The 25609-nt window shown below is 63.8% G+C and carries 17 protein-coding genes, 1 pseudogene and 2 riboswitches; of the genes and pseudogenes, 9 read left to right on the top strand and 9 right to left on the bottom strand.

What is annotated here, in order from left to right:
• Window positions 1-194: 194 nt before the first annotated feature.
• Together M1B34_RS14115 and M1B34_RS14110 are read right to left on the bottom strand one after the other, a co-directional pair.
• Window positions 195-689, bottom strand: coding sequence for a DUF934 domain-containing protein (locus tag M1B34_RS14115; RefSeq protein ID WP_123335984.1), 495 nt, complete (start codon window positions 687-689; stop codon window positions 195-197).
• The gene (locus tag M1B34_RS14110) at window positions 673-2331 is read right to left on the bottom strand and encodes a nitrite/sulfite reductase (RefSeq protein ID WP_123335986.1); all 1659 of its coding nucleotides are present in this window, start codon (window positions 2329-2331) and stop codon (window positions 673-675) included. Before M1B34_RS14110 ends, M1B34_RS14115 begins: the two co-directional genes overlap by 17 nt.
• 599 nt (window positions 2332-2930) lie before the next feature.
• Here M1B34_RS14110 and M1B34_RS14105 point away from each other — a divergent pair.
• Complete coding sequence (locus M1B34_RS14105; protein WP_268265459.1) at window positions 2931-4016, top strand: ABC transporter substrate-binding protein; 1086 nt, start codon at window positions 2931-2933, stop codon at window positions 4014-4016.
• Between the two features lie 4 nt (window positions 4017-4020).
• Here the strand turns inward: M1B34_RS14105 and M1B34_RS14100 are convergent, their stop codons facing one another.
• Window positions 4021-4239: a DUF2970 domain-containing protein gene (locus M1B34_RS14100; RefSeq protein ID WP_123335990.1), complete on the bottom strand. Its 219-nt coding sequence runs from the start codon at window positions 4237-4239 to the stop codon at window positions 4021-4023.
• A 162-nt stretch (window positions 4240-4401) separates the two neighbouring features.
• A pseudogene (metH, locus tag M1B34_RS14095) lies at window positions 4402-8111 on the bottom strand (methionine synthase).
• A 154-nt stretch (window positions 8112-8265) separates the two neighbouring features.
• Between metH and M1B34_RS14090 the strand changes: the two are divergent.
• Both M1B34_RS14090 and nfuA read left to right on the top strand, forming a co-directional pair.
• The gene (locus tag M1B34_RS14090; protein WP_268265458.1) at window positions 8266-10557 is read left to right on the top strand and encodes a fatty acid cis/trans isomerase; all 2292 of its coding nucleotides are present in this window, start codon (window positions 8266-8268) and stop codon (window positions 10555-10557) included.
• A 157-nt stretch (window positions 10558-10714) separates the two neighbouring features.
• A complete protein-coding gene (gene nfuA / locus M1B34_RS14085; RefSeq protein ID WP_123335996.1) occupies window positions 10715-11299 on the top strand; it encodes a Fe-S biogenesis protein NfuA in 585 nt (194 codons plus the stop codon).
• A gap of 155 nt (window positions 11300-11454) precedes the next feature.
• Here nfuA and cobM read toward each other — a convergent pair whose 3' ends face one another.
• The 4 genes from cobM to M1B34_RS14065 form a co-directional block, all read right to left on the bottom strand.
• Window positions 11455-12201: a precorrin-4 C(11)-methyltransferase gene (gene cobM / locus M1B34_RS14080; RefSeq protein ID WP_268265457.1), complete on the bottom strand. Its 747-nt coding sequence runs from the start codon at window positions 12199-12201 to the stop codon at window positions 11455-11457.
• An 81-nt stretch (window positions 12202-12282) separates the two neighbouring features.
• On the bottom strand, window positions 12283-12696 hold the full coding sequence (locus M1B34_RS14075; protein WP_123335999.1) for a cobalamin biosynthesis protein: 414 nt from the start codon (window positions 12694-12696) through the stop codon (window positions 12283-12285).
• Window positions 12693-13394, bottom strand: coding sequence for a CbtA family protein (locus M1B34_RS14070; protein WP_123336000.1), 702 nt, complete (start codon window positions 13392-13394; stop codon window positions 12693-12695). The genes M1B34_RS14075 and M1B34_RS14070 overlap by 4 nt, the downstream gene beginning before the upstream one ends.
• Window positions 13395-13405: 11 nt before the next feature.
• Window positions 13406-13594 carry a CbtB domain-containing protein gene (locus M1B34_RS14065; RefSeq protein WP_123336003.1) on the bottom strand — a complete coding sequence of 63 codons (189 nt, stop codon included), beginning with the start codon at window positions 13592-13594 and terminating at the stop codon, window positions 13406-13408.
• A gap of 99 nt (window positions 13595-13693) precedes the next feature.
• A riboswitch (cobalamin riboswitch) is annotated at window positions 13694-13914 on the bottom strand.
• A 139-nt stretch (window positions 13915-14053) separates the two neighbouring features.
• Window positions 14054-14264: riboswitch (cobalamin riboswitch) on the top strand.
• 96 nt (window positions 14265-14360) lie between these two features.
• Between M1B34_RS14065 and cobW the strand changes: the two genes are divergently transcribed.
• From cobW to M1B34_RS14035, 6 genes are all read left to right on the top strand, one after another.
• Window positions 14361-15428: a cobalamin biosynthesis protein CobW gene (gene cobW / locus M1B34_RS14060; RefSeq protein WP_279653303.1), complete on the top strand. Its 1068-nt coding sequence runs from the start codon at window positions 14361-14363 to the stop codon at window positions 15426-15428.
• A 3-nt stretch (window positions 15429-15431) separates the two neighbouring features.
• The gene (gene cobN / locus M1B34_RS14055) at window positions 15432-19205 is read left to right on the top strand and encodes a cobaltochelatase subunit CobN (RefSeq protein WP_268265456.1); all 3774 of its coding nucleotides are present in this window, start codon (window positions 15432-15434) and stop codon (window positions 19203-19205) included.
• A gap of 67 nt (window positions 19206-19272) precedes the next feature.
• Window positions 19273-20280: a magnesium chelatase ATPase subunit I gene (locus M1B34_RS14050; RefSeq protein ID WP_268265455.1), complete on the top strand. Its 1008-nt coding sequence runs from the start codon at window positions 19273-19275 to the stop codon at window positions 20278-20280.
• Window positions 20281-20282: 2 nt separating this feature from the next.
• Window positions 20283-20951 (top strand): vWA domain-containing protein, encoded by a 669-nt coding sequence (locus tag M1B34_RS14045; protein ID WP_123336011.1) that lies wholly within the window; start codon window positions 20283-20285, stop codon window positions 20949-20951.
• Window positions 20952-21194: 243 nt separating this feature from the next.
• On the top strand, window positions 21195-22754 hold the full coding sequence (locus M1B34_RS14040) for a tyrosinase family protein (RefSeq protein WP_185039387.1): 1560 nt from the start codon (window positions 21195-21197) through the stop codon (window positions 22752-22754).
• A gap of 2 nt (window positions 22755-22756) precedes the next feature.
• Window positions 22757-23491, top strand: a complete 735-nt coding sequence (locus M1B34_RS14035; RefSeq protein WP_268265454.1) for a copper chaperone — start codon at window positions 22757-22759, stop codon at window positions 23489-23491.
• 54 nt (window positions 23492-23545) lie between these two features.
• Here the strand turns inward: M1B34_RS14035 and M1B34_RS14030 are convergent, their stop codons facing one another.
• A complete protein-coding gene (locus tag M1B34_RS14030; protein ID WP_268265453.1) occupies window positions 23546-25561 on the bottom strand; it encodes a hypothetical protein in 2016 nt (671 codons plus the stop codon).
• Window positions 25562-25609 lie beyond the last annotated feature (48 nt).

Genomic DNA, 25609 nt, shown 5'->3' with positions numbered 1-25609 from the left:
TGCCCCACGTTATTGGTAGGCGCCGGCTTTTGTAGGAGCTGGCTTGCCAGCGATAGGGTCCTCAAGCCCAACACCAGTCTTGGAATCGCCATCGCCGGCAAGCCGGGCTCCTACAGGTTTTTGCTGTCAGCGGGAACAAAAAAGCCCTGAACTGGGATGACCGGTTCAGGGCTTTTTGTTTTAGCGCTTAAGGCTTAACGACGACGGAACAGCGGCAGCGGTTCGTCGGTGGCGGCCTGGTAGGTCACCGAAAAGTCCTTGAGGCTTTCCAGGGCGTCGTACGGGTCTTTGTCGGCCCGCAGCGCGTAGGCGTCAAACCCGCAGCGGCGCAGGTAAAACAGCTGGTCGCGCAGCACATCGCCGATCGCCCGCAGTTCGCCTTTGTAACCGTAGCGGTCGCGCAGCAGGCGGGCGTTGGAGTAGTTGCGGCCATCGGTGAAGGCCGGGAAGTTCAGGGCGATGACCTGGAAGTGCTCCACGTCAGCGCCGATTTCCTCGGCTTCTTCATCGCTATCCAGCCACACGCCGAGGCCGCCATCGCGGGCCTTGAGGGCATGGGCATGTTCGCGCCACAGGGCCAACGGCACGATCAGGTCGTCGCAGTTGGAGATGCCGTCGAGGGTCGCGTCCTTGGGCAGCAAGTGCCAGGTTTCGTCGACCACCTCGTTGTTTTTAATGATTCGCTGCATAGACGCGCTCCTTGAAGAGGTCGATACCGATACGTTGGTAGGTGTCGATAAAGCGTTCGTCTTCGGTACGTTGTTCCACGTAGACGTCGATCAGTTTGGAGATCACATCCGGCATGGCCTCCTGGGCGAAGGACGGGCCGAGGATCTTGCCCAGGCTGGCATCGCGGCTGGCGCTGCCACCCAGGGATACCTGGTAGAACTCTTCGCCTTTCTTGTCCACCCCGAGGATGCCGATGTGGCCCACGTGGTGGTGCCCGCAGGCGTTCATGCAGCCGGAGATGTTCAGGTCCAGTTCGCCGATGTCGAACAGGTAGTCCAGGTCGTCGAAACGGCGCTGGATGGATTCGGCGATCGGGATCGACTTGGCGTTGGCCAGGGAGCAGAAATCGCCGCCTGGGCAGCAGATGATGTCGGTCAGCAGGCCGATGTTCGGCGTGGCGAAACCGCCTTCGCGCAGCTCGCCCCACAGGGTGAACAGTTGGCTCTGTTCAACGTCCGCGAGGATGATGTTCTGCTCGTGGGAGGTGCGCAGTTGGCCGAAGCTGTAGCGGTCGGCCAGGTCGGCGACGGCGTCCAGTTGCTTGTCGGTGAGGTCGCCCGGGGCAACGCCGGTAGGCTTCAACGACAGGGTCACGGCCACATAACCCGGCTTTTTGTGAGCCAGGGTGTTGCGGGTGCGCCAGCGGGCGAAGCCCGGGTGTTCTTTGTCCAGGGCCGCCAGTTCGGCGTCCTGGTTAGCCAGGGCTTTGTAGTCTGGATCGACAAAGTGTTTGGCGACGCGGTGCACTTCGGCGTCGGTCAGCGTGGTCTGGCCTCCGCGCAGGTGTTCCATTTCCGCGTCGACTTTTTGTGCGAACACTTCAGGCGTCAGGGCCTTGACCAGAATCTTGATCCGCGCCTTGTACTTGTTGTCACGACGGCCGTAGCGGTTGTAGACCCGCAGGATGGCGTCGAGGTAGCTCAACAGGTCCTGCCACGGCAGGAACTCGTTGATAAAGGCGCCGACCACCGGGGTACGGCCCAGGCCACCTCCCACCAGAACTCGGAAGCCCAGTTCGCCGGCCGCGTTGTGCACAGGCTCCAGGCCAATGTCGTGGACTTCGATGGCTGCGCGGTCCGAGGTCGAGCCATTGATGGCGATCTTGAACTTGCGCGGCAGGTAGGCGAATTCCGGGTGGAACGTCGTCCACTGGCGAACGATCTCGCACCATGGGCGCGGGTCAATCAGCTCATCGGCGGCCACACCCGCGAATTGGTCGGTGGTGACGTTGCGCAGGCAGTTGCCGCTGGTCTGGATGGCGTGCATCTGCACGGTGGCCAGTTCCGCAAGGATGTCCGGGATGTCTTCCAGGGCCGGCCAGTTGAACTGCACGTTCTGCCGGGTACTGATATGGGCGTAGCCCTTGTCGTAGTCGCGGGCGATCTTGGCCATCATTCGCGTTTGTCGCGAGGTCAGTTGCCCGTAAGGCACGGCCACCCGCAGCATGGGGGCGAAACGTTGGATATAGAGGCCATTCTGCAGGCGCAGGGGGCGGAATTCTTCTTCGCTCAGCTCGCCTGCCAGATAGCGTCGGGTCTGATCACGGAACTGCTTGACGCGGTCCTCGATGATCCGCTGATCGTACTCGTCGTATACGTACATATAGGTCCAGTTCTCAGGCTACAGGTGTCGCACAAAGCGGCACTCGGCAAATACTTCGGTGAAAGCCTCGGGGCAGTGCTGGTTGACCGGGGTCAACATGGCGCTTGCGCCCGTCTTCGCCTCGTCTTGCCTTCGTTTGCGCTTCAGGTCACCCATGTAAGCAAATCTGCGCGCACGGCCGCGCACTCCCAACGGAGCCGGGGGAAGATACCAGTTTGCAGTTATGCGCAAAAGTGATGTTTGAGTATATGCAAAGAACCAAAACGACTAACGGTAGTCGCTGATGCATTACCCACATTTGAGCTAAGGGCAATCCTGAACTTTACTGTGAGCGAGTCTTTGAGCAATCACCGATAAAACCGACAAGAGGCGATGCTATGAGCAATCCAACCAAGGCCAGGAAAACTGACAGCAGCGTGGATGCCTGGGCCATTCTGTTTCTGATCATTCTGGTCGTGGGAACGGCCGTGTTTTGGGTCAGCCACCAGTAATCGATAGCAGTAAAGAGCCCAGATTGTCGGACAAATACGACGATTTGCTGCCTTTGGCCAGGATTTAGCTCGCTATACTACGGCGATTATTCTGGGGCTCTTGTCACGATGTTGAAGGTGTTAGGCAAATGTTTGCTGTGGTTGAGTATTCCATTCTGGGCTTGCGCCCACGCCACTTCAGTGGTGTTCCTCAACCCCGGTTCCTCGACTGAAACCTTCTGGGTCAGCTACTCGCAGTTCATGCAGGCGGCGGCCAAAGAGCTGGGGTTGGATCTGCAGATCCACTATGCCGAGCGCAACCCCGACCGCACCCTTGAGCAAGCTCGCAGCGCGCTGCAAGGCGCTCGGCGCCCGGATTACCTGCTGCTGGTCAATGAACGCTACGTGGCACCGGAAATCTTCCGTCTGGCCGAGGGCAGCGGGGTCAAGTTGTTTGTCGTCAACAGCCCGCTGACGGCGGATCAGCAGCGCCTGCTCAGCGAGCGCCAGAGCGCCAGCCCTGAGTTGATTGGCAGCATGGTGGCCAACGACGAAGAGGCCGGTTACCAGATGCTCAAGGCGTTGATCCGCAAGCACGGCCCGGTCGCATTGGGGCAGCGCATCGATCTGTTGGCATTTTCCGGCTTGAAGGTCACTCCGGCTGCCCAGTGGCGCGAACAAGGGTTGCGCCGTGCCCTGGCCGAGCACCCCGAGGTGCGGTTGCGCCAGGTGGTCTCCGGCGAGTGGAGTCGCCAGCGCGCCTATGAACAGGCGAGCCAGTTACTCAAGCGTTACCCCAAGACGGCCCTGGTCTGGTCGGCCAACGATGAAATGGCCCTAGGGGCCATGCAGGCGTTTCAGGAGCAGCAGCGCCAACCCGGCAAGGATGTGTTGTTCAGCGCCATCAACACGTCGCCACAAGCGTTGCAGGCCTTGCTCGACGGCCGTCTCAGCACGCTGTTCGGCGGTCACTTCACGTTGGGGGGCTGGGCCATGGTGGTGGTGCATGACCATGCCTTGGGAATCGACATCAAGCGTATGGGTGGCCCCGACTGGCAACTGGCGTTGTTTCAGTCGCTGACCAAGCTCCAGGCCCAACGGTTGCTGAACGCCAGCGCCAGCCAGGATTACGGTGTGGATTTTCGCCGTTTGTCCGCTCAGGGGCAGGCGGACGGTTACCGCTATCCCTTCGGCTTGCAGTTGTTGATGCGCTAAGCGCTCAAAGCCCTGACAGGTGCAGCACCAGCTTGACGATGCCCAGCAGCGTCAGGGCGAAAATCGCCGTGAACAGGATGCCCAGGAAAATGAAATGGCTGGGTTTGCCGTGGGTGAAGTCACGGGCGCGGTTCTTGCCGCTCTGCACCCCGAACGCGGCGGCGATGACGCTTTGCAGCATCTGCCAGAAGGTTGGAGGCTTGCCGTTGCTTGGGTCGTCCATAAAGCCCTCGACACGGATGAGTGTGCACAGAGCATAGACGGTCCGGAGCGTGCTCTCGTAGGAGCCGACTTGCCGGCGATGGACCCCTCGGGTTTTGCATAGCGGTGAGGGCGTTATCGCTGGCAAGCCAGCGCCTGCAAAGCGGCTTCTACAAGGTGGGTATCAGTTGTCGTAGCCCAGGTTCGGTGCCAGCCAGCGTTCGCTTACGGCCAGGTCCTGGCCTTTGCGTGCGGTGTAGCTCTGCACCTGATCCTTGTCGACCTTGCCCACGGCGAAGTACTGCGCCTGTGGGTGGGCGAAGTACCAGCCGCTGACCGCCGCGGCCGGGAACATAGCGTAGTGCTCGGTGAGGAACACGCCGCTGCGGCCGGCCTTGAGTTCGCTGGCCTCGGGGTCGAGCAGGGCGAACAAGGTGCTCTTCTCGGTGTGGTCCGGGCAGGCCGGGTAGCCCGGGGCAGGACGGATGCCGCTGTACTGCTCCTTGATCAGCGCCTCGTTGTCCAGTTCTTCGTCCTTGGCGTAGCCCCAGTGCTCTTTACGCACTTGCTGGTGCAGCCACTCGGCGCAGGCTTCGGCCAGGCGGTCGGCCAGGGCCTTGACCATGATCGAGTTGTAGTCGTCGCCGGCGTCCTGGTAGGCCTTGGCCACTTCTTCGGCGCCAATGCCGGCGGTGGTGATGAAACCACCTACGTAATCGGTGACGCCGCTGTCCTTGGGCGCGACGAAGTCGGCCAGGGAGAAGTTCGGCTTGCCGTCGGTCTTGATGATCTGCTGGCGCAGGTGATGCAGGCGGGCCAGGGGCTGGCCGTCATCGCCGTAGACTTCCAGGTCGTCGTCCAGCACCTGGTTGGCCGGCCAGAAACCGAACACGGCGCGGGCGCTGATCAGCTTTTCATTGATCAGTTTGTCGAGCATTTCCCGCGCGTCTTTGTACAGCGCAGTAGCCGCTTCGCCCACCACTTCATCGGTGAGAATGCGCGGGAATTTGCCCGCCAGGTCCCAGGAGATAAAGAACGGCGTCCAGTCGATGTACTCGGCCAGTACCTTGAGGTCGATGTTGTCCAGGACCCGGGCGCCGGTGAAGGTCGGCTTGACCGGCTGGTAGCTGCTCCAGTCGAACTGCGGCTTCTTGGCGATGGCCGCGGCGTAGCTCAGGCGTTCGGTGCGGGCGCTGCGGTTGGCAGTGCGTTCGCGGACTTCGATGTATTCCTCGCGGGTCTTCTGCACGAAGCCGGCCTTGAGTTCCTTGGACAGCAACTGGGTGGCCACGCCCACGGCGCGGGAGGCGTCGGTGACGTAGATCACCGCGTCATTGCTGTACTTGGGCTCGATCTTCACCGCGGTGTGGGCTTTGGAGGTGGTGGCACCACCGATCATCAGCGGCAGGTGGAAATCCTGGCGCTGCATCTCGCGGGCGACGTGGACCATTTCGTCCAGCGACGGGGTAATCAGCCCGGACAGGCCGATGATGTCGCACTTCTGCTCCTTGGCCACCTGGAGGATCTTCTCCGCCGGCACCATCACGCCCAGGTCGACGATGTCATAACCGTTGCAGCCCAGGACCACGCCGACAATGTTCTTGCCAATGTCGTGCACGTCGCCCTTGACCGTGGCCATGAGGATCTTGCCCTTGGCTTCCGGCTTGTCGCCTTTTTCCAGTTCGATAAACGGGATCAAGTGGGCCACGGCCTGCTTCATCACCCGGGCGGATTTCACCACCTGGGGCAGGAACATTTTGCCAGCGCCGAACAGGTCGCCAACGATGTTCATGCCCGACATCAACGGGCCTTCGATCACTTCGATCGGGCGCGCGAATGACTGCCGGGATTCTTCGGTGTCTTCAACAATATGCGTGGTGATGCCCTTGACCAGCGCATGCTCCAGACGCTTGTTGACGTCCCAGCTGCGCCACTCTTCGGTTTCGGCTTCCTTGACGCTACCGTCGCCTTTGTATTTGTCGGCGATGGCCAGCAGGGCGTCGGTGCCTTCCGGGGTGCGGTTGAGCACCACGTCTTCCACTGCGTCACGCAGCTCGGCCGGGATCTGGTCGTAGATCTCCAGTTGGCCGGCGTTGACGATGCCCATGGTCAGGCCATTGCGGATGGCATACAGCAGGAACACCGAGTGGATCGCCTCGCGCACCGGGTTGTTGCCACGGAACGAGAACGACACGTTGGACACGCCGCCCGAGCTCAGGGCGTAAGGCAGTTCGTCACGGATGTAGGCGCAAGCGTTGATGAAGTCGACGGCGTAGTTGTTGTGCTCTTCGATACCGGTGGCCACGGCGAAGATGTTCGGGTCGAAGATGATGTCTTCCGGCGGGAAGCCGACTTCATTCACCAGGATGTCGTAGGAGCGTTTGCAGATCTCTTTCTTGCGCGCTTCGGTGTCGGCCTGGCCGACCTCGTCGAAGGCCATCACCACCACGGCGGCGCCGTAGCGCTTGCACAGCTTGGCGTGGTGAATGAACTGCTCGACGCCTTCCTTCATGCTGATGGAGTTGACGATGCCCTTGCCCTGGATGCATTTCAGGCCGGCCTCGATCACTTCCCATTTGGAGGAGTCGATCATGATCGGCACCCGGGAGATGTCCGGTTCGCCGGCAATCAGATTGAGGAAGGTGACCATGGCCTTCTTCGAATCCAGCATGCCCTCGTCCATGTTGATGTCGATCACCTGGGCGCCGGCTTCCACCTGCTGCAGGGCGACTTCCAGGGCTTCGGTGTAGTTGTCCTCGCGGATCAGCCGGGCGAATTTGGCGGAGCCGGTGATGTTGGTGCGCTCGCCGACGTTGACGAACAACGAGCTGCGATCGATGGTGAACGGCTCCAGACCCGACAGGCGGCACGCCTTGGGAATGTCCGGAATCGGGCGCGGCGCGTAACCGGCCACTGCCTTGGCGATGGCTTCAATGTGGCCCGGCGTGGTGCCGCAGCAGCCGCCGACAATGTTGAGGAAGCCGCTCTGGGCAAACTCTTCGATGACCTTGGCGGTCTCCGTCGGCAATTCGTCGTATTCGCCGAATTCGTTGGGCAGGCCGGCGTTCGGGTGCGCGGAAACGTGGGTATTGGCCTTGTTCGACAGCTCTTCCAGGTACGGGCGCAGTTCGCTGGCGCCCAGTGCGCAGTTCAGGCCGACGGAAATCGGTTTGGCGTGGGCCACGGAGTTCCAGAAGGCTTCGGTGGTCTGGCCTGAGAGGGTGCGGCCGGAGGCGTCGGTGATGGTGCCGGAAATCATGATCGGCAATTCGACGCCCAGCTCTTCGTACACGCCCTGCACGGCGAAGATCGCCGCCTTGGCGTTGAGGGTGTCAAAGATGGTTTCGATCAGGATCAGGTCGGCGCCGCCTTCGATCAGCCCTTTGGTGGCTTCGGTGTAGTTTTCCACCAGCTCATCGAAGGTCACGTTGCGGTAGCCGGGGTTGTTCACGTCGGGCGACAGCGAGCAGGTGCGACTGGTCGGGCCCAGCACGCCGGCGACGAAACGCGGCTTGTCCGGGTTCTCCAGGGTCTTGGCGTCGGCGATTTTGCGCGCCAGGCGTGCGCCTTCTACGTTTAATTCGTAGGCCAGTTCTTCCATGCCGTAGTCGGCCATGGAAATGCGCGTGGCGTTGAAGGTGTTGGTTTCCAGGATGTCGGCGCCGGCATCCAGGTAGGCTTTTTCAATACCGCCGATCACGTCCGGACGGTGATCACCAGCAGGTCGTTGTTGCCCTTGACGTCGCTGGGCCAGTCGGCGAAGCGCTTGCCGCGATAGTCCTGCTCCTCGAGCTTGTAGCTCTGGATCATGGTGCCCATGCCGCCATCGAGAATCAGGATGCGCTCTTTGAGAGCTTGCTGGAGGGCTTGAAGGCGAGCACTGCGATCGGACATGGGAACTACCTGGTAAGGCCATTGCGAAGGGCGTGGATCATAGCAAACCTGCGAGCTATTGGAGCATGGGGCGGTTTTGCATGAATATCGCTCATGTTGTGGCAGGGGGTAGATCGGTAGAATCGCGGCGATTTTTACTTTTGGGACCAGGGACATGCCGTACCGCTTTGTCGTCAGCAGCGTTTTGCTGCTTTTAAGCTCGTGGGCCTCGGCGCAAGGTCCAGCGCCGGCCATCTCCTACACCCGCGATATCCAGCCGATCTTCACCGAGAAGTGTGTGGCCTGCCATGCTTGTTACGACTCCGCCTGCCAACTGAACCTGGGCAGTGCCGAGGGCGCGGCGCGGGGCGCGTCGAAGATCCCGGTCTACGACGGCGAGCGCAGCCAGGCCCAGGCCCCGACCCGACTGTTTTATGACGCCTTCGGCAAAGCCGCCTGGCAGCGCAAGGATTTTTATTCGGTCCTCGATGCCCAGGGCAGCCAGGCGGCGCTGATGGCGCGCATGCTGGAACTGGGGCACAAGACGCCGTTGCAGCCCAACGCCAAACTGCCCGCCGAGATCGTCCTGGGCCTGAGCCGGGACAACGTCTGCCCGCTGCCCGGTGAGTTCGATGCCTACGCCGGCGCCCATCCCAAGGAAGGTATGCCCCTGGCCGTGACCGGGCTCACCGACCAGCAATACCAGACCCTGCAACGCTGGCTGGCTTCGGGTGCACCCATCGACCCGCAAGGCCTGGCCCCCAGCGCTCAGGAAGCCATGCAGGTGCTGCAGTGGGAAAACCTGCTCAACGCCCCCGGCGCCCGGGAAAGCCTGGTAGGACGCTGGCTGTACGAACACTGGTTCCTCGCCCATGTCTATTTCGACGGCGGTGAGCCGGGGCATTACTTCCAGTGGGTGCGTTCGCGGACCCCCAGCGGCCAGCCCATCGACCTGATCAACACCCGTCGCCCCAATGACGACCCGGGCACCCAGGTTTACTACCGCCTGTGGCCGGTGCAGGGGGTGATTGTGCACAAGACCCACATCACCTACCCGCTGAGTGCGGCCAAGCTGGCACGGGTCAAGACCCTGTTTTACAGCGGCGACTGGCAGGTCACGGCCTTGCCCGGTTATGGCCCAGCCAGACGGGCCAACCCGTTCGAGACCTTCGAGGCGATCCCGGCCAAGGCCCGTTACCAGTTCATGCTGGATAACGCCGAGTACTTCGTGCGCACCTTTATCCGTGGCCCGGTGTGCCGCGGGCAGATCGCCACCGATGTGATCCGCGATAACTTCTGGGCCCTGTTCCAGGACCCGAGCCACGACCTTTACATCACCGATCCGGCCTATCGCGGCCAGACCACACCGTTGCTGGCCATGCCCGGGCAGAACGATGACGTCGGCAGTGTGCTCAGCCTGTGGCTGGCCTACCGCGACAAGCGCAACGAGTACGAGGCCCTGCGCCGCGACGCTTATGCCGATCTGCCCGCGCCCAGTTGGTCGACGCTGTGGGCCGGCAACGACAACGCGCTGCTGAGCATCTTCCGCCACTTCGACAGCGCCTCGGTCACCAAAGGCCTGATCGGTGAGGTGCCGCAGACGATGTGGCTGTTCGATTACCCCTTGCTGGAGCGCACCTATTACCAGTTGGCGGTGAATTTCGACGTGTTTGGCAATGTCTCCCACCAGGCCCAGACCCGGCTTTATTTCGATCTGATCCGCAACGGTGCCGAGCAGAACTTCCTGCGCCTGATGCCCGCCGGCACCCGTGAGGACTTCCTCGACGACTGGTACCAGAACAGCGGCAAGCTCAAGCTGTGGCTGGATTACGAAGCCATCGACGATGACAAACCCAGCGCCCTGAAACTGAGCCCGGTGGACCCCAAGCGTGACTTCGCGCAACAACTGCTGGCCCGTTATGGCGACCTCAATGCCAAGCCTGACCCGATCAACCGGTGCGACGGTGCCTATTGCTCGCGGCCCAATATCGACCCGGCGCTGCAGGATGCCGAGCAGGCCCTGAGTCGCCTGACTGCGCGGCCTGCGGCGGGGCTCAAGGTCATCGATCAACTGCCGGAAGCCAGCCTGCTGCGGATCGAAACCGCCAGCGGCAAGCGCGAGTTCTACAGCCTGTTGCGCAACCGCGCCCACAGCAACGTGGCCTTTATGCTGGGCGAGGCCCTGCGTTACCAGCCGGGCCTGGACACCCTGACCATTTACCCGGGGGTGCTCAGCAGCTACCCGAATTTCATCTTCAATATCCCGGCGCAGCAGGTGCCGGAGTTTGTGACCCAGATGGAAAATGCCAAGGACGCCGCCGCTTTAGAGAAAATCGTTGACCGCTGGGGCATCCGTCGCAGCCACCCGCAGTTTTGGCAGTACTTCCATGACCAGACCCGTTACCTGGATGAAACCGACCCCCGGGAAGCCGGGGTGCTGGACATGAACCGTTACGAAAACCTCTAGGCGGCGACCGGCTTTCGGGTCGTGTGTCTGGCGCCTCGCCCCCGTTGCTGCGGGGTGGGGCAGGGGGCCATCGTCGCGACTATCCCGACAAAAACACTAGGACTTTGTGCAGCGCCCTGATTGGCGTAAACTGCGCCAACGTCTGCGAGGAAATTCCATGAGCGCCATTACCATTACCGACGCCGCCCACGATTATCTGGCTGATCTGCTATCCAAGCAGAACACCCCGGGGATTGGCATCCGCATCTTTATTACCCAGCCAGGTACTCAGTACGCCGAGACCTGCATCGCCTACTGCAAGCCAGGCGAAGAGAAACCCGAAGACACCGCCTTGGGGCTGAAAAGCTTCACCGCGTACCTTGATGCCTTCAGTGAAGGCTTCCTGGACGACGCCGTGGTGGACTACGCCACTGACCGCATGGGCGGCCAGCTGACCATCAAGGCGCCGAACGCCAAAGTGCCGATGGTCAATGCCGACAGCCCGCTCAACGAGCGCATCAACTACTACCTGCAAACCGAGATCAACCCGGGGCTGGCCAGCCACGGCGGTCAGGTGAGCCTGATCGACGTGGTCGATGACGGCATCGCGGTGCTGCAGTTCGGTGGCGGTTGCCAGGGCTGCGGCCAGGCTGACGTGACCTTGCGTGAAGGCATCGAGCGCACGCTGCTCGAGCGCGTGCCCGAGCTCAAAGGTGTGCGTGACGTCACCGACCACACGCAGAAAGAAAACGCCTACTACTAAGGCGTTCGCTGCGAACAAAAAAACGGCGCCCCGTGAGCGCCGTTTTTTTATGCCTGCTTCCCTTGTAGGAACCGGCTTGCCGGCGATCAACGCCCCTGAATATTGCATCAGGCTCAGGGGCGTCTCGCTGCAAGCCAGCTCTTGCACAGAAGGTCTCAGGGCCGGTAAAGGTGGGCATGCCCCGCGCGGTACAGGGACGATTCGCTGAAGGTGTCGGTGCCCAATACCCGGCCCACCAGAATCAACGCAGTCCGCCGAAAGCCCTTGGCCGCGACTTGATCGGCAATGTCCGCGAGGGTACCCAGCACCCAGTCCTGATCCGGCCAGGAGGCGCGGTGCACCACGGCAATCGGGCAGTCGGCGCCATAGTGAGGCAGCAGTTCGCTGACGATCTTCGGCAGGTGATTGACCCCCAAATGAATCGCCATGGTGGCGCCATGGGCGGCCAGGCTGGCGAACTCCTCCCCCGGTGGCATCGCGGTCTTGTCGGCATAGCGGGTCAGGATCACGCTCTGGGAGACGTCGGGCAGGGTCAGCTCGGCCCCCAGCAATGCCGCGCAGGCCGCGGTGGCGGTGACTCCGGGAATGATCTCGAAAGGAATACCCAACTCGCGCAGGCCGCGAATCTGCTCACCAATGGCGCCATACAGGCTGGGATCGCCTGAATGCACCCGGGCCACATCCTGGCCCTGGGCATGGGCGTTCTTGATCAGTTCGATGATCTGTTCCAGGTGCAACTCGGCGCTATTGATCACCTGCTCGGCGCGGTGGCCCTCAAGTACGGCGGTCGGCACCAGGGAGCCGGCGTAGATGATGACCGGGCACCGATGGATCAAACGCTGGCCTTTGACGGTGATCAGGTCCGGGTCGCCGGGGCCGGCGCCGATAAAGTAGACGGTCATGGCCTTCTCCTGTGAAAAATGGTCAACACGAGCCCGCAGATGAAGATCGCTCATGATCGGAAACGGGGATTGTCGGGGATTTTACGCGCAGCCGGCCAATGCCAGGGTAGCCTGGGCGTATTTTTGTCGCGAGATCAGCAGGGTGGCCGGTCCGTTGCTCAGTTGTTCAGCCAGGGCTAGGGCTGCACTTTCGGCCACGCCGTAACAGCCGGTGCGCTCGAAAGCGATCTGCGAGCGGTGGCTCAATTGCTGGGCGTAGCGGGCCAGCTCAGTGCTGCTGAAACAGGTCAGGGGCAGGTTCAGTTGCGCGGCCAATTCCAGCAGGCCGGGCTCCTCACGCTTCAAGTCGATGCTGGCCAGCGCCTTGACCTGCCGCAGGTCAAGGCGATGGGCTTGCAAGGCCTGGTCGAGCAGGGCGCGCAGCGTGCTTGCCGGGCAGCCTTTCTGGCAGCCCAGGCCGACCACCAGGGACGGCGCCGCGCGCAGGTCGATCATGCCGAGTATTGACCGTCACTCTTGCGTCGGAACAACCAGGCGCTGATCAGGCCCAGGGCCAGCCAGAACAGGGCATTGGTCAATTGCGAAGCGATCTTGAACTGGGCTTCCAGGGCTTGCGGTGCAAGCATCGAGTGCACTTCCGGCTGTGGCGCGCCAATCACATGGGGCACTGCCAGAATGGCCGCGCCCAGCACCTTCAGCAGCCAGTTCTGGGCGAACACCAGCAAGGCGATGCCCACGGCGGTGGACGCCGCAGTGCCGACCCACCAGATTTGCCGTTGTGCCAGATCGGCGGCGGCAGTGCCCGGCAGCTCGGGCGGCAGGCCCAGGGTCGGCGCCAGGCAGAAGGTGGCGTAGCCGGCCAGGCCCCACAGCAGGCCTTGAGAGGTGCGGTTCGGCGCACGCAGGGTGTACAGGCCGGCGAGCATCAGGGCGAAGCCCACGGCAACCACCAGGTTACCGCCGGTGGTGGACAGGACGCGCTGCCAGCCGTCTTCCGGCTCCCAGGCTTCGGCGTCGTGGCTGTGGGCGGCCATGGCGCCGTCGGCGTGCTCATGGGCTTCGGCGGCAGGGGCGTTCTCGTAGGTTTCCGCCTGCAGAATCAGCGGGGCGACCCAGAAACTTTGCAGCAGGGTCAGCAGCAGGGCGGCCAGCAGCCCGCTGAAACCGGCGGTTTGGGCAATGCGCTTGATCATCGGGGCAGGTCTCAGTGGCAAGGGAACGCGGCGCTGTGACGGGTATCGTGAGCGGCGTTGTGCACCGCTTCGATGTGCGAGAAACCGGCGAAGTACACCAGGCAGGCGCCGAGGATCGACGCGCCGATGGCGGCGACCAAGCGTTGGCTCAGGGTGTGGGTGGTGCTGGCGGAATGGCTGGTGCTGCTGATGATCGACATGGCGCTTCCCTCTGGTCTGGCAGTGGGTGCAACGTGCGCAAGAAAACCCCGCGAGCAGGCCCGCAGGGTTTTAACAGCGCCCGCCCACCGCGGGTTTGTTATTTATGTGTGCAGCGGGCCGGTCTCCGGGCTCACGAGGGGTCGGGCTTGCGCCTGGCCGACAAGTGTCTCCTTCCCATGCCGTGGCACAGTGGATTTGACACTTCGCTCGCTTACCGTTGCGGGGGCAGCACCGGACTGGTCAAGGCTTTGAGTAAAGCACGTGATTCACCGGTTTCCCGTTTCACCCTGTGAAGGGCACCCGTAACAAGTTGTGTAGGAGAGCATGGGCGGGGAGTGGGCGTCAATTGGCAACCGTTCTCACTGGCACCGTGCAGCGCCCCAGGCACCCGCAATGGCCTGGGCCGGGGCTGTTGCCACTCTCGTCACATTGCGCATTGACCGGCCCCCGCGCTCTGCGTAGCCTTGCGCCTTCGAGGTTCTTCGGCATGCCGAAGCTAAGACGGGAACGCGGTCAATGCCGCGGCTGCCCCCGCAACTGTGAACGGTTCCGCTTCTGCACGGCCACTGCCCGCTGCCTCCCGGCATGCGTGCGGGAAGGCGCAGGGGCCGCCGGTCGAACGACCGGCACACCGTCAGCCAGGAGACCTGCCTCGACACAGATTCTCACTACAACCGGGCGGGGTGATCCGGTGGCGAAATCGTCCGCGCGCCAGGCGTTGCGGCCCTCGTCCCGTATGCCCGCCACCTTGCCAAAGGGCATCCGATGAAAACACTGGCCAAACTTCCCGTCACCATCGTCACCGGCTTTCTCGGCTCAGGTAAAACCACCTTGCTGCGGCACATGCTGGACAACGCCCAGGGCCGGCGCATCGCGGTGATCGTCAACGAGTTCGGCGAGCTGGGCATCGATGGCGAAATCCTCAAACAGTGCTCCATCGGCTGCACCGAAGAAGAGGCCAATGGCCGTGTTTATGAACTGGCCAACGGCTGCCTGTGCTGCACCGTGCAGGAAGAGTTCTTCCCGGTGATGCGTGAGCTGGTGGCACGCCGTGGCGACCTCGACCACATCCTGATCGAAACCAGCGGCCTGGCCCTGCCCAAGCCTTTGGTGCAAGCCTTCCAGTGGCCGGAAATCCGCAGCGCCTGCACCGTCGATGCGGTGATTACCGTGGTCGACAGCCCGGCCGTGGCCGCCGGCACCTTCGCCGCGTTCCCGGACCAAGTGGACGCCCAGCGCAAGCTCGACCCCAACCTGGACCACGAATCGCCGTTGCACGAGCTGTTCGCCGACCAACTGTCCAGCGCCGACCTGGTGATCCTCAACAAGGCCGACCTGATCAGCCCTGAAGACCTGGCCAAAGTGCGCCTGGAAGTCGCCGAAGAACTGCCGCCGGCGGTGAAAGTCATCGAAGCCAGCAGTGGCCGCCTGCCCCTGGACGTGTTGCTGGGCCTGGGTGCCGGCTCCGAAGAACACATCGATAGCCGTCACAGCCACCACGATCACCACCACGACGGTGACGATCACGATGACCACGATCACGACGCCTTCGACTCCATCTCCATCGAACTGCCCCAGGCCGAAGAAAGCCTGCTGCTGGACGCCCTGACCCAACTGGTGGTCAAGCACGGCATCCTGCGGGTCAAGGGCTTTGCCGCCATCCCCAACAAGCCGATGCGTTTGCTGATTCAGGGCGTGGGCACCCGTTTTGACAAACACTTCGACCGTCAATGGGGCGCCGATGAGGCCCGTACCACACGCCTGGTGCTGATTGGCCAGGAACTGGACGCGGCCCTGCTTGAAGCGCAACTGCGCGCTGCCCTCAGCGTTTAAGCCATGCACCTGCTCAGGACCCAGCCCGGCGGATTTGTCTCGGATGACAACATTGCCGACTTAGGACAAACCCCCGCCGAGCTGGTGATCCTGTGCAGCGGCGATTCCAGCCTGGCGCTGCTGGCCGAAGCGGCCCAGCAGTTGCCGGAGGATTACCCCAGCTTTCGCCTGGCCAACCCCATGCAAGTGCAGAACCACGCCTCGGTGGACCTGTACGTCGACCAGGTGTTGCGCCACGCCAAGGTGATCCTGATTTCCCTGCACGGCGGCATTGGCTACTGGCGCTACGGCGTCGAGCGCCTGGTGCAACTGGCCGAGCGCGGCGTGCAGCTGATCCTGGTGCCGGGGGACGATCGTCCCGACCCGGAACTCAGTGACCTGTCCAGCGTGCCGGCCGAGTTGCGCGATCGTCTCTGGCAGTTTCTGCGCCAGGGCGGGCGTGACAATGCCCTGGACTTCTACCGCTGCCTGGCCAGCACGTTGCTCGGTCGCACCTATCCCTGGGGCGAACCGCAAACCCTGCCGCGCACGGCGATCTACCACCCCCATAAAAGCCACGCCACCCTCGATCACTGGCAAGCCGATTGGCAGGCCGGGCAACCGGTGGCGGCGGTGCTGTTCTACCGCTCGCACTTGCAGGCGGCCAACACCGGTTTTATCGACGTGTTCTGTGAGCGCTTGCAGGCGGCGGGGCTCAATCCCTTGCCCATGGCGGTGGCCAGCCTCAAGGAGCCCGGCTGCCTGAGCGTGGTCGAAGACCTGCTGGACCAGGCCGCTGCCGGGGTGATCCTCAACACCACTGGGTTCGCCCAATCCAGCCCCGAAGCGCCCCATCTGCGTCCGTTTCGCCGCAATATCCCGGTGATCCAAGCCATCTGTGCCCAGGACAACCAACCTGGCTGGCGCGCCAGCGAGCAGGGGCTGGGCCCCCGTGACCTGGCCATGCACATCGCCTTGCCGGAACTGGACGGGCGGATCATCAGCCGGCCCATCAGCTTCAAGGACCTGGCCTGGCGCAGCGAGCGCAGCCAGTCGGACGTGGTCTGTTACCGGGCCGCGCCCGAGCGCATGGACTTTGTCGCCCAACTGGCCCGACGCTGGATTGAACTGGGGCGCTTGGCCAATGGCGCCAAACGCATCGCCCTGATCCTCGCCAATTACCCGACCCGCGACGGTCGCATTGGTAACGGCGTGGGCCTGGACACTCCGGCCGCGGCCTTGAACATCCTTCGGGCCTTGCACGCCGAGGGTTATCCGCTGCCGGCCGAGCTGCCCGAGAGCGGTACCGCGCTGATCCAGCAACTGCTGGGCGGGGTCAGCAATGACCTGGACAGCATCGATCTGCGCCCCTGTGCGCAAAGCCTGGCCCTGGATGATTACTGGCTGATGTTCAACGCCCTGCCTGAGGCCAACCGCCAGGCGGTGCAGGCGCGTTGGGGCCGCCCGGAGCAGGACCCGATGTTCCGCGGCGGGCGAATGATGATCGCCGGCCTGCGTTTTGGCCTGACCTTCGTCGGCATCCAGCCGGCCCGGGGTTATCAGGTGGACCCCAGCGCGGTCTACCACGACCCGGACCTGGTGCCGCCCCACGGTTACCTGGCGTTCTACTTCTGGTTGCGCCAGGCCTACGGCGCCCACGGGGTGATCCACGTCGGCAAGCACGGCAACCTGGAATGGCTGCCGGGCAAGGGCGTGGGCCTGTCCGAAGAGTGCTGGCCAGACGCGCTGCTGGGGCCGTTGCCCAACATCTACCCGTTTATCGTCAACGACCCGGGGGAGGGTGCCCAGGCCAAGCGCCGCACCCAGGCGGTGATCATCGACCACCTGATGCCACCTCTGACCCGGGCCGAAACCTACGGCCCGCTGCGCGACCTGGAGCTGTTGGCCGACGAGTATTACGAAGCTCAACTGCTGGACCCGCGTCGGGCCCGGGAACTGCAGCGGGACATTCTTGCGTTGGTGCGCGAAACCCATATCGACCGCGAACTGCAACTGGGCGAGGCGCTGGACAGCGATGCCGATGCGGCAATCTGGCTGCCGCGCCTGGACACCTACCTGTGCGACTTGAAAGAGTCGCAGATCCGCGACGGTCTGCATGTGTTCGGCGAGTCCCCCGGCGGGCGCTTGCGCCTCGACACCCTGCTGGCTCTGTTGCGCATTCCCCGGGGTGACGGCAAGGGTCAACACGCGAGTCTGCTGCGCGCTCTGGCCAAGGCCTTTGAGCTGGGTTTCGACCCGCTGGACTGTGCCTTGGCCGAACCCTGGAGCGGACTCCGCCCGACGCCATTGCAGCCGGTCAGCGAGGCGCTATGGCGCACGGCTGGCGATACCCGCGAACGCTTGGAGCTTTATGCAGGGCAGTTGATCGAGGCCGCGCTCCAGGGGCCGGTGGCGGCATTGGACGCTGCCGGCTGGGAGCCGGTGCAGGCCATTATCGACGGGTTGCGCGAGGTGGTTGCGCCGCGCTTGGACGCCTGTGGTCCGGCGGAAATGCGCGGCCTGTTGGACGCCCTCAGCGGGCGCTTTGTCCCCGCCGGCCCCAGTGGTGCGCCAAGCCGGGGTCGCCTGGACGTGCTGCCCACTGGGCGCAACTTCTTCTCGGTGGACGTACGCAACCTGCCCACCACCACCGCCTGGCGCATTGGTTTTCAGTCAGCCAACCTGATTCTTGAACGCCACCTGCAAGACCATGGCGACCACCTGCGCCAGCTCGGCCTGTCGGTCTGGGGCACGGCGACCATGCGCACCGGTGGCGACGACATCGCCCAGGCCATGGCCCTGATGGGGGTGCGCCCGGTGTGGGCCACCGGCAGCCAGCGCGTGGATGATTTCGAAATCCTGCCCCTGAGCCTGCTGGACCGGCCCCGGGTCGATGTGACCCTGCGCGTTTCGGGGTTCTTCCGCGATGCCTTCGCCAACCTGATCCGCCTGTTCGATGCGGCAGTGCAGGCGGTGGCGGCCCTGGATGAACCCGACGACCTGAACCCGCTGGCGGCCAAGGTTCGCGCCGAGCGCGAGGCCCTGGTGCAATCGGGCCTGGACCAAGACGCTGCGGCGCGCCAGGCCGGTTGGCGGATTTTCGGGGCCAAGCCCGGTGCGTATGGTGCCGGTGTGCAAGGGGCGATCGACGGCCGCCTGTGGCAAAGCCGTGAGGACCTGGCCGAGGTGTACCTGAATTGGGGTGGTTATGCCTATGGGGGCGCCGACGAAGGCACGGCCGCCCGCGATCAGTTCGCCCAGCGCCTGAGCCAGGTACAGGCGGTGGTGCAGAACCAGGACAACCGCGAACACGACCTGCTCGATTCCAACGACTACTACCAGTTCCAGGGCGGCATGCTCGCCGCCGTGGAAAGCCTCGGCGGAACCAAGGCCGCCAGCTATCACGGCGACCACAGCCAGCCGGACCTGCCGAAGATCCGCACGCTCAAGGAAGAACTGAACCGGGTGATCCGCTCGCGGGCGGCCAATCCGAAGTGGATCGAAGGGGTCAAGCGCCATGGCTACAAGGGCGCCTTCGAAATGGCCGCGACCCTGGATAACCTGTTCGCCTTCGACGCCACCACCGAGCTGATCGACGATCACCAATACGCCTTGCTGGCGGACGCCTACCTGCTGGATGACTCGACCCGCGAGTTCGTTCGCCAGCATAATCCCCACGCCCTGCGCGACATGACCGAGCGCTTGCTGGAGGCTCAGCAGCGTGGGCTGTGGCAAGAGCCCGGCGATTATCGTGAAGCCCTGGAAAACCTGCTGCTGGATATAGAAGAAGATTCCTGATCCGGCGCAGATCGCGAGCCAGCGTCCCCCCGGACACTCCCTGACCCGACCCAAGCGAGACCCCGACATGAGCGACACCCCACATTTTCCGCTGTCCGCCGTGGTCGGCGCCGATGCCTTGAAACTGGCGCTGTGCCTGACGGCCATCGATCCGAAGATCGGCGGGGTGCTGATCGAGGGGCCGCGGGGCATGGCCAAATCGACCCTGGCCCGGGGTTTGGCGGATCTGCTGGCCGGTGGCCCGTTTGTCACCTTGCCCCTGGGCGCCACCGAAGAACGCCTGGTGGGCACCCTGGACCTCGACGCGGCCCTGGGCGAAGGCCGGGCGCAGTTTTCCCCCGGGGTGTTGGCCAAGGCTGACGGCGGCGTGCTCTACGTCGATGAAGTCAACCTGCTGCCCGATCACCTGGTGGACCTGTTGCTGGACGTGGCCGCCAGTGGCACCAACCTGATTGAGCGTGACGGTATTTCCCACCGTCATTCGGCGAAATTTGTACTGATCGGCACCATGAACCCGGAAGAGGGCGAACTGCGTCCGCAACTGCTGGACCGCTTCGGCCTCAATGTGGCCCTGGACGGCCACACCGCACCTGCCGAGCGTGGGCAGATCATCCGTCGGCGCCTGGATTTCGACAGCGACCCCGAGGCGTTCTGCGCCCAGTGGGACGCCGCCCAACAGGCCCTGCGGGAGCGTTGCCACAGCGCCCGGGCGCGCTTGGCCAGCATCCCGCTCGACGATCAGGCCCTGGAGCAGATCACCGAGCGCTGTTTTGCCGCCAGCGTCGATGGCCTGCGTGCGGACCTGGTCTGGCTGCGTGCGGCCCGGGCCCATGCGGCCTGGCGCGGGGCCGAGGCCATCCGCGACGAAGACATCGACGCGGTGGCCGAGTTTGCCCTGCGCCATCGGCGGCGGCAGAGCCCGCCGCCTCAGTCGAGCCAGCCGCCTTCTGCCCAGGCGCCGGCACCGCACCACAGCAACACCGGCGAAGGCCAGGGCCAATGGGGTGACATGCCTGCCCAAGCGCTGCCCACCGGCGCCCGCCGAGACGTGCCGAGCTGGCCAAAAAAGCCCTAGGCATTCGCCCTCGATCGACCGCGGGGGCGGATGCCAGGCCCCGGGCGGGGCAGCTTGAACAAGGCCGGCAAGGGCGTAGCCGAGTGGCGATCAGCGGTTCGATCCACTGGCCGGGGACCCTGCTTAAAGGGCGTCCCCGGCAACGTGCCGACCTGCTTTACCAACTGCGCAGCCGGGCGCCCCATGATCTGTGGCTGGTGATTGTCGACGCCTCGGCGTCCACCCGGCGGCATTCGGCCCTGAGCGACGCCAAAGGCGTGCTGGCCCAGTTGTTCGATGACGCCTATCGGCAGCGCGCGCGCCTGGCCCTGCTCACCGCCAGTGGCCGAGTGCCCCGTTGGCAGGTGCAGGGCCTCAAGGCTTGCAAAGACCTGCGGCACTGGCTCGACGACCTGGGGGCCGGCGGCGGCACGCCTCTGGCGGCGGCCCTGGAGCAAGCTGCAGACTGGTTGGCGGTGCGCCAGCGGCGCCTGCCGGCGGAGCAGCAACGGGTGTTGCTGATCACCGATGGGCGCTTGAAAACCTTGCCCCAAGCCCTGCCGCTGCCGTGCCCGACCGTGTTGCTGGACATCGAACGCGGCCCCATCCGCCTGGCCCGAGCCCGGGCCCTGGCCGACGTACTGCAAGCCACCTACCAGCACATCGACACCCCAAACCCCGCCCCCCTGTAAACGCTGGCTCGCCAGCGACTAGATTGTAGGGGCTGGCTTGCCAGCGATGAGGCCCTCAAGACCCCCATCGCCGGCGAGCGACGCCTACAAATCGCCGGACAACCCGGAAAATCCAAGGTTCAAAATTCTTTGCCGCCGGTCTGCTTTTCTGGGCTCAGGCAAGGCGAATTGATATCACCTGATCTAGCGTTGCCGTCTGAGGAACGACTTCCTCATCCACGCGGTTTTTCAGGGAGATCTACCATGGCGTATGTACGGCGTGATGTATGGAAACTGGGCTCGGACTGGAGCGACACCTTGTTGTGGTACGCACGCGGGGTGGGCGTTCTGCAGCAGCGACCGATCACCGACCGCACCAGCTGGCGCTTTCTGGCGGCGATCCACGGCATCAACTTCCAATTGTGGCGAGACGCTGGCTACCTGCGAGCGGACACGCCCTTGCCACCTCTGGCGGACCAGGACCTGTACTGGAACCAGTGCCAGCACCAATCCTGGTATTTCCTGCCCTGGCACCGGGGTTATGTGGCCTCTTTCGAGCAGATCGTACGGGCGGCGGTGGTCAGCCTCGGCGGTCCCAAGGACTGGGCCCTGCCTTACTGGAACTACAACGAAAACCCGCAAAACCTGAAAATGCCCGCCTGTTTCGGTCACACCCACTTGCCCAACGGCGAACAGAACCCGCTGTACGTGGACCGGCGTTTCGGCCCCAAGGGCAACCGGGTGATTGTCCTCGACGAGCAACGCATCAACCTGCGCCCGGCCCTTACCGACCATCAGTTCGCCGGCTCCGGCAATGGCGGTTCGCCGGGCTTTGGCGGGCCGGTCACGGCCTTTGAACACGATGGCGAGGTCAGTGGCCTGCTGGAATCCCAGCCCCACAACTACGTGCACGTGGCCGTGGGTGGCCGCGAGGAATTGAGCCATGTGCCGGGCCTGATGATTGACCCGGACAGCGCCGGGCTGGACCCGATCTTCTGGCTGCACCACGCCAATATCGACCGGTTGTGGGATGTCTGGCTGCAGCGCGACCCGATCAACCACAACCCCGGCACGTCCTTGTGGCTTGATGGCCCGCCGGCCAATGGTCGAGCGTTCGTGGTGCCGCACAGCGACGGCCAGCCGTGGTCGTTCAAGGTCCGCGAGATGCTCGATACCCGGGCGCCGCAACTGGATTACGTCTACGAGGACACCAGTGATCCGCTGCCGGGCCAGCAACTGTTCGCCGAACGCTTGAAAACCCTCGGTGCCCAGCCGCAACAGATCACCGCCGCTGCCGTGGAGAACAAGACCTTGACCCCAGCCACCCCCGCCGAACTGCTCGGCGCCAACGACCAGACCCTGGTGCTCAGCGGCGGCAACGTCGACACCTCGGTGCGCCTTGACCAGGCCAGCACCGGCACGCTGATGGGCAACCTCAAGAGCAAGGCGTTTGCCGCCACGGTACCGGAGCATTCCCTGGACCGGGTATTCCTCAACCTGGAGAACATTCGTGGCGACAACGATGGCGCGACCTTCGACGTCTACCTGAGCTTCCCGGTACCGGGGCAACATTCGGCCCTGCCGGACCAGCGGGTGGGTTCGATCTCGCTGTTCGGGGTGCGCAAGGCCAGCCGCCCCGACAGCCAGCATGGCGGCAAGGGCGTCAGCCATGTGCTGGACATCACCGAGGTGTTCGACAAGCTCAGCGCCAGCAGCGGACCATTGCTGGGGCAATTGAGCGTGCGCTTCGTGCCAGTCACTGATGTCCGCGCCGAAGACCGGATCACCGTGGGGCGGGTGAGCCTCTATCGACAGGGCAACTGAGCATGGGGCAGTACTTGGTACTGGCCCTGACCCGTGGCTCCCGGCCCTGGCTGTTGTTGCTCAGCCTGGCCGGTTGGGGCTGGCTGCTCGGCTCGGCGGGGATGCTGTCGATCCCCTCGTTCTGCACCAGCCTGCCCCTGGCCGGTTATGCCCTGGGCTGGCAGGGGATTGAGCAGGCGTTGCTGTTCAATCCGCCGCGCCAATTGCTGCTGGCCTGGCTGCTGATGCTGTTGGCCATGACCCCGATGCTGTTGGTGCACCCCTTGACCTATGTCTGGCAACGCAGCCTGTTGCGCAAGCGCTGGCAGGCGGTGGCGCTGTTCCTGCTGGGGTTTGCCACGGTCTGGACCTTGATGGGGCTGTTGCTGATGACCGTGGTGGTGCTCAGCCGAGTGTGGCTGGGCGTTTCCGAAACCCCGGCGTTCATCGCCTGCCTGGCGCTGTGCCTGGTGTGGCAGGCCTCGCCGATCAAGCAGCGTTGCCTCAACCATTGCCATCATCAACCGCGGATCTCGGCCTTTGGCCTGGGTTTTGTCCGCGATTGCCTGGGCTTTGGCCTGAGCAGCGGGTTGTGGTGCATCGGTTCCTGCTGGCCCTTGATGCTGTTTCCGATGCTGGCGGAGCAAGGCCATGTGGCGTTGATGGCGCTGTGCATGGGCTGGATGCTGTACGAGCGGATGCAACGTCCGCGCCCGGCACATTGGCATTGGCCGTTTGCACTGCGTTGGCGGCGTTGAGGCAGGCCGTGCTGGCGATGGGGTTTGTGTGGGCCCCATCGCCGGTCGCGGTTTCTAGTGTTTCGGTGCCGCAGGTACGGTGGCGTTGCGCCAAGCGGTCTGCAACTGTTCCTCAAGTAGCGCGGGGACGGTGCTGCCGGGCTGTTTTTCCAGGCTCAACTTCAGGCCATTGAGGGAACGCCCGCTGAGGCGATTGCCGGCCAGGTCCTCACGGAACACCCGTTCCGCTTCGGCATACTGACCTTGCTCCAACAAGGCATAGCCCAGGGATTCACGCAGGGTGTAATACCAGTCCGGCGGTTCGTTGTAGCTGAGGGCATCCTGTACCTGGACCGCCTTGCGCCAGGCACTCAGGACTTGTTGTTGAGCGTTGCCGTCCAGGGCTTGCAGGTCGGCGTTGAGGGGTTGCTCCGGGTTCATCACTTGGTTGGCGGTGGCCTTCAGCGCGGCCAGGTCGAGTTGGCCCTGGCGGCCGTCCTGGGCCTTGTTCAGCAGAATCAGGTTGGCGATACGGAACAATTCCACGGCCGGGTTGTTGCCGTAAGCCAGGTTCGGATGTGCCTTTAACGCGTCAACCACCGCTTGCCAATAGCCCTTGAGGGCGTCCCGGGCCTGATCGTTGCTCAGGTTCGCGGCCGTGAGTTGCCGGTAGGCCAGGGCATAGGCCTTCATCACCCCGGTGTAGGGCGCGGCCAGGGGGTTCCAGGGCGTCGGTTCGCCTTGGGTGGCTTGGCTGCAGACCGTGTTGATGGTCTTCAGCCCTTCGGTGATTTTCGGTTCGATACGGGCCAGGGCGTCCCAATCCTCGAAGCGCACGGCGAAGTAATAGGGCACCGCATAGAAATAATCGGACTTGGTGGCGATCTCCTTGGGGTATTGGCGGCAGAGGAACGCCAGGGCCGAGTATTGGGTGGTGTTTTCCACCAGTTCCTCGGCCATGTTCAGCGCCTCGTTCTGCCGGCCTTCAATGGACAGGGTCCAGGTCAGGAAGTGGATGTTGTGCCCCAGGTAATGCAAGGGGTAGGGGCTTTGCGGCTGCACCTGGTGGGCGTAGGCGCGGTCCACTGCGACGGCGGTGTAGTTGGCGGTGCTGGCCAGCGCGTTGTTGCCGGTGCGCTGGTAGATGTGCGATGCCATGTGCACCAAATGGCCGATGGCCGGGTTTTGCACGCGGAAACGATCCGCCATGGGCAGGCCACTGTCGGGGAACGGCGACTCTTCGATGGCGTGGATATAGAAGTGGTTGGCGCCGGTGTGTTGCTGGTCCTGCACCAGTACACGGTTGAGCACCTGCAGGGCCTCGTAGGCGGCCGGGGTCGGCGCGAAATTGTCGGACACCGCTTCGTCACCGTCCCACCATTTCCAGGGCGTCAGGTTGAGCAGGGCGTCGGCGTGCAAGGTGGCTGCGTCGAGGTCGTCGAAGTAGGTGTGGGACAGGGCCTTCATGGCGTCGGCGTAGCGCTGGTTGCCTTCCTTGCTCAGGCTGACCTTGCCGTCCTGTTCGCTGTACTGGGTCAGGAAGGCCTTGGCGTAATCCACCTCGCGCTGCAATTGGCGTTCGCTGAAGCGCGCCTTGGCCTCGGGGTTTTGCAGGCGACTCTGGGCCCGTTCCAGGGCCGTCTGCGCCGAGCGATAGGCCAGGCGATCGCAGCCGTCGGTGGCGTCGCTGTTGATGTTGGAGTTGGCCGCCAGGGCGATACCCCAGTAAGGCATGGCCGCGTCTTTATCGAAGCGGCTGGCATGGTAGAAGGCGCGGATCGCCTCGGAGAAATTGAACCCGTATTGCAGGGCCATGCCCTGGCTGTAAAAGGCTTCGACCTGCCCCGGTTCCTGGAGGCTGACCAGCGGGTAACGGGTGCCGCCCAGGCCGGAGAGCAGGACGCCGCTGTCGGTGTCTTGCTGGCTGACGCATTGCAGCAGCACCTCTTGGTAGGGCTGGTCGGCAGGGGCCGGAACAAAGCTCTTGAGGGTCTCCGGGGCGCCGTGGTTGAGGGTGTGGGCCTGGGCCATGGGCAAGCCGGCCAGCAGCAGGCTGCTGACCAGGGCATTGCGCAGGAAGGGGACGTCCATGTGCGGGTACTCCTTGTGTGGATAGATGGCCGTGTGGGAGCTGGCTTG

It is taken from the genome of Pseudomonas morbosilactucae (assembly GCF_023241715.1).
Taxonomy (GTDB): Bacteria; Pseudomonadota; Gammaproteobacteria; order Pseudomonadales; family Pseudomonadaceae; genus Aquipseudomonas; species Aquipseudomonas morbosilactucae.
This window is presented reverse-complemented; position numbering and strand designations above follow the sequence as displayed.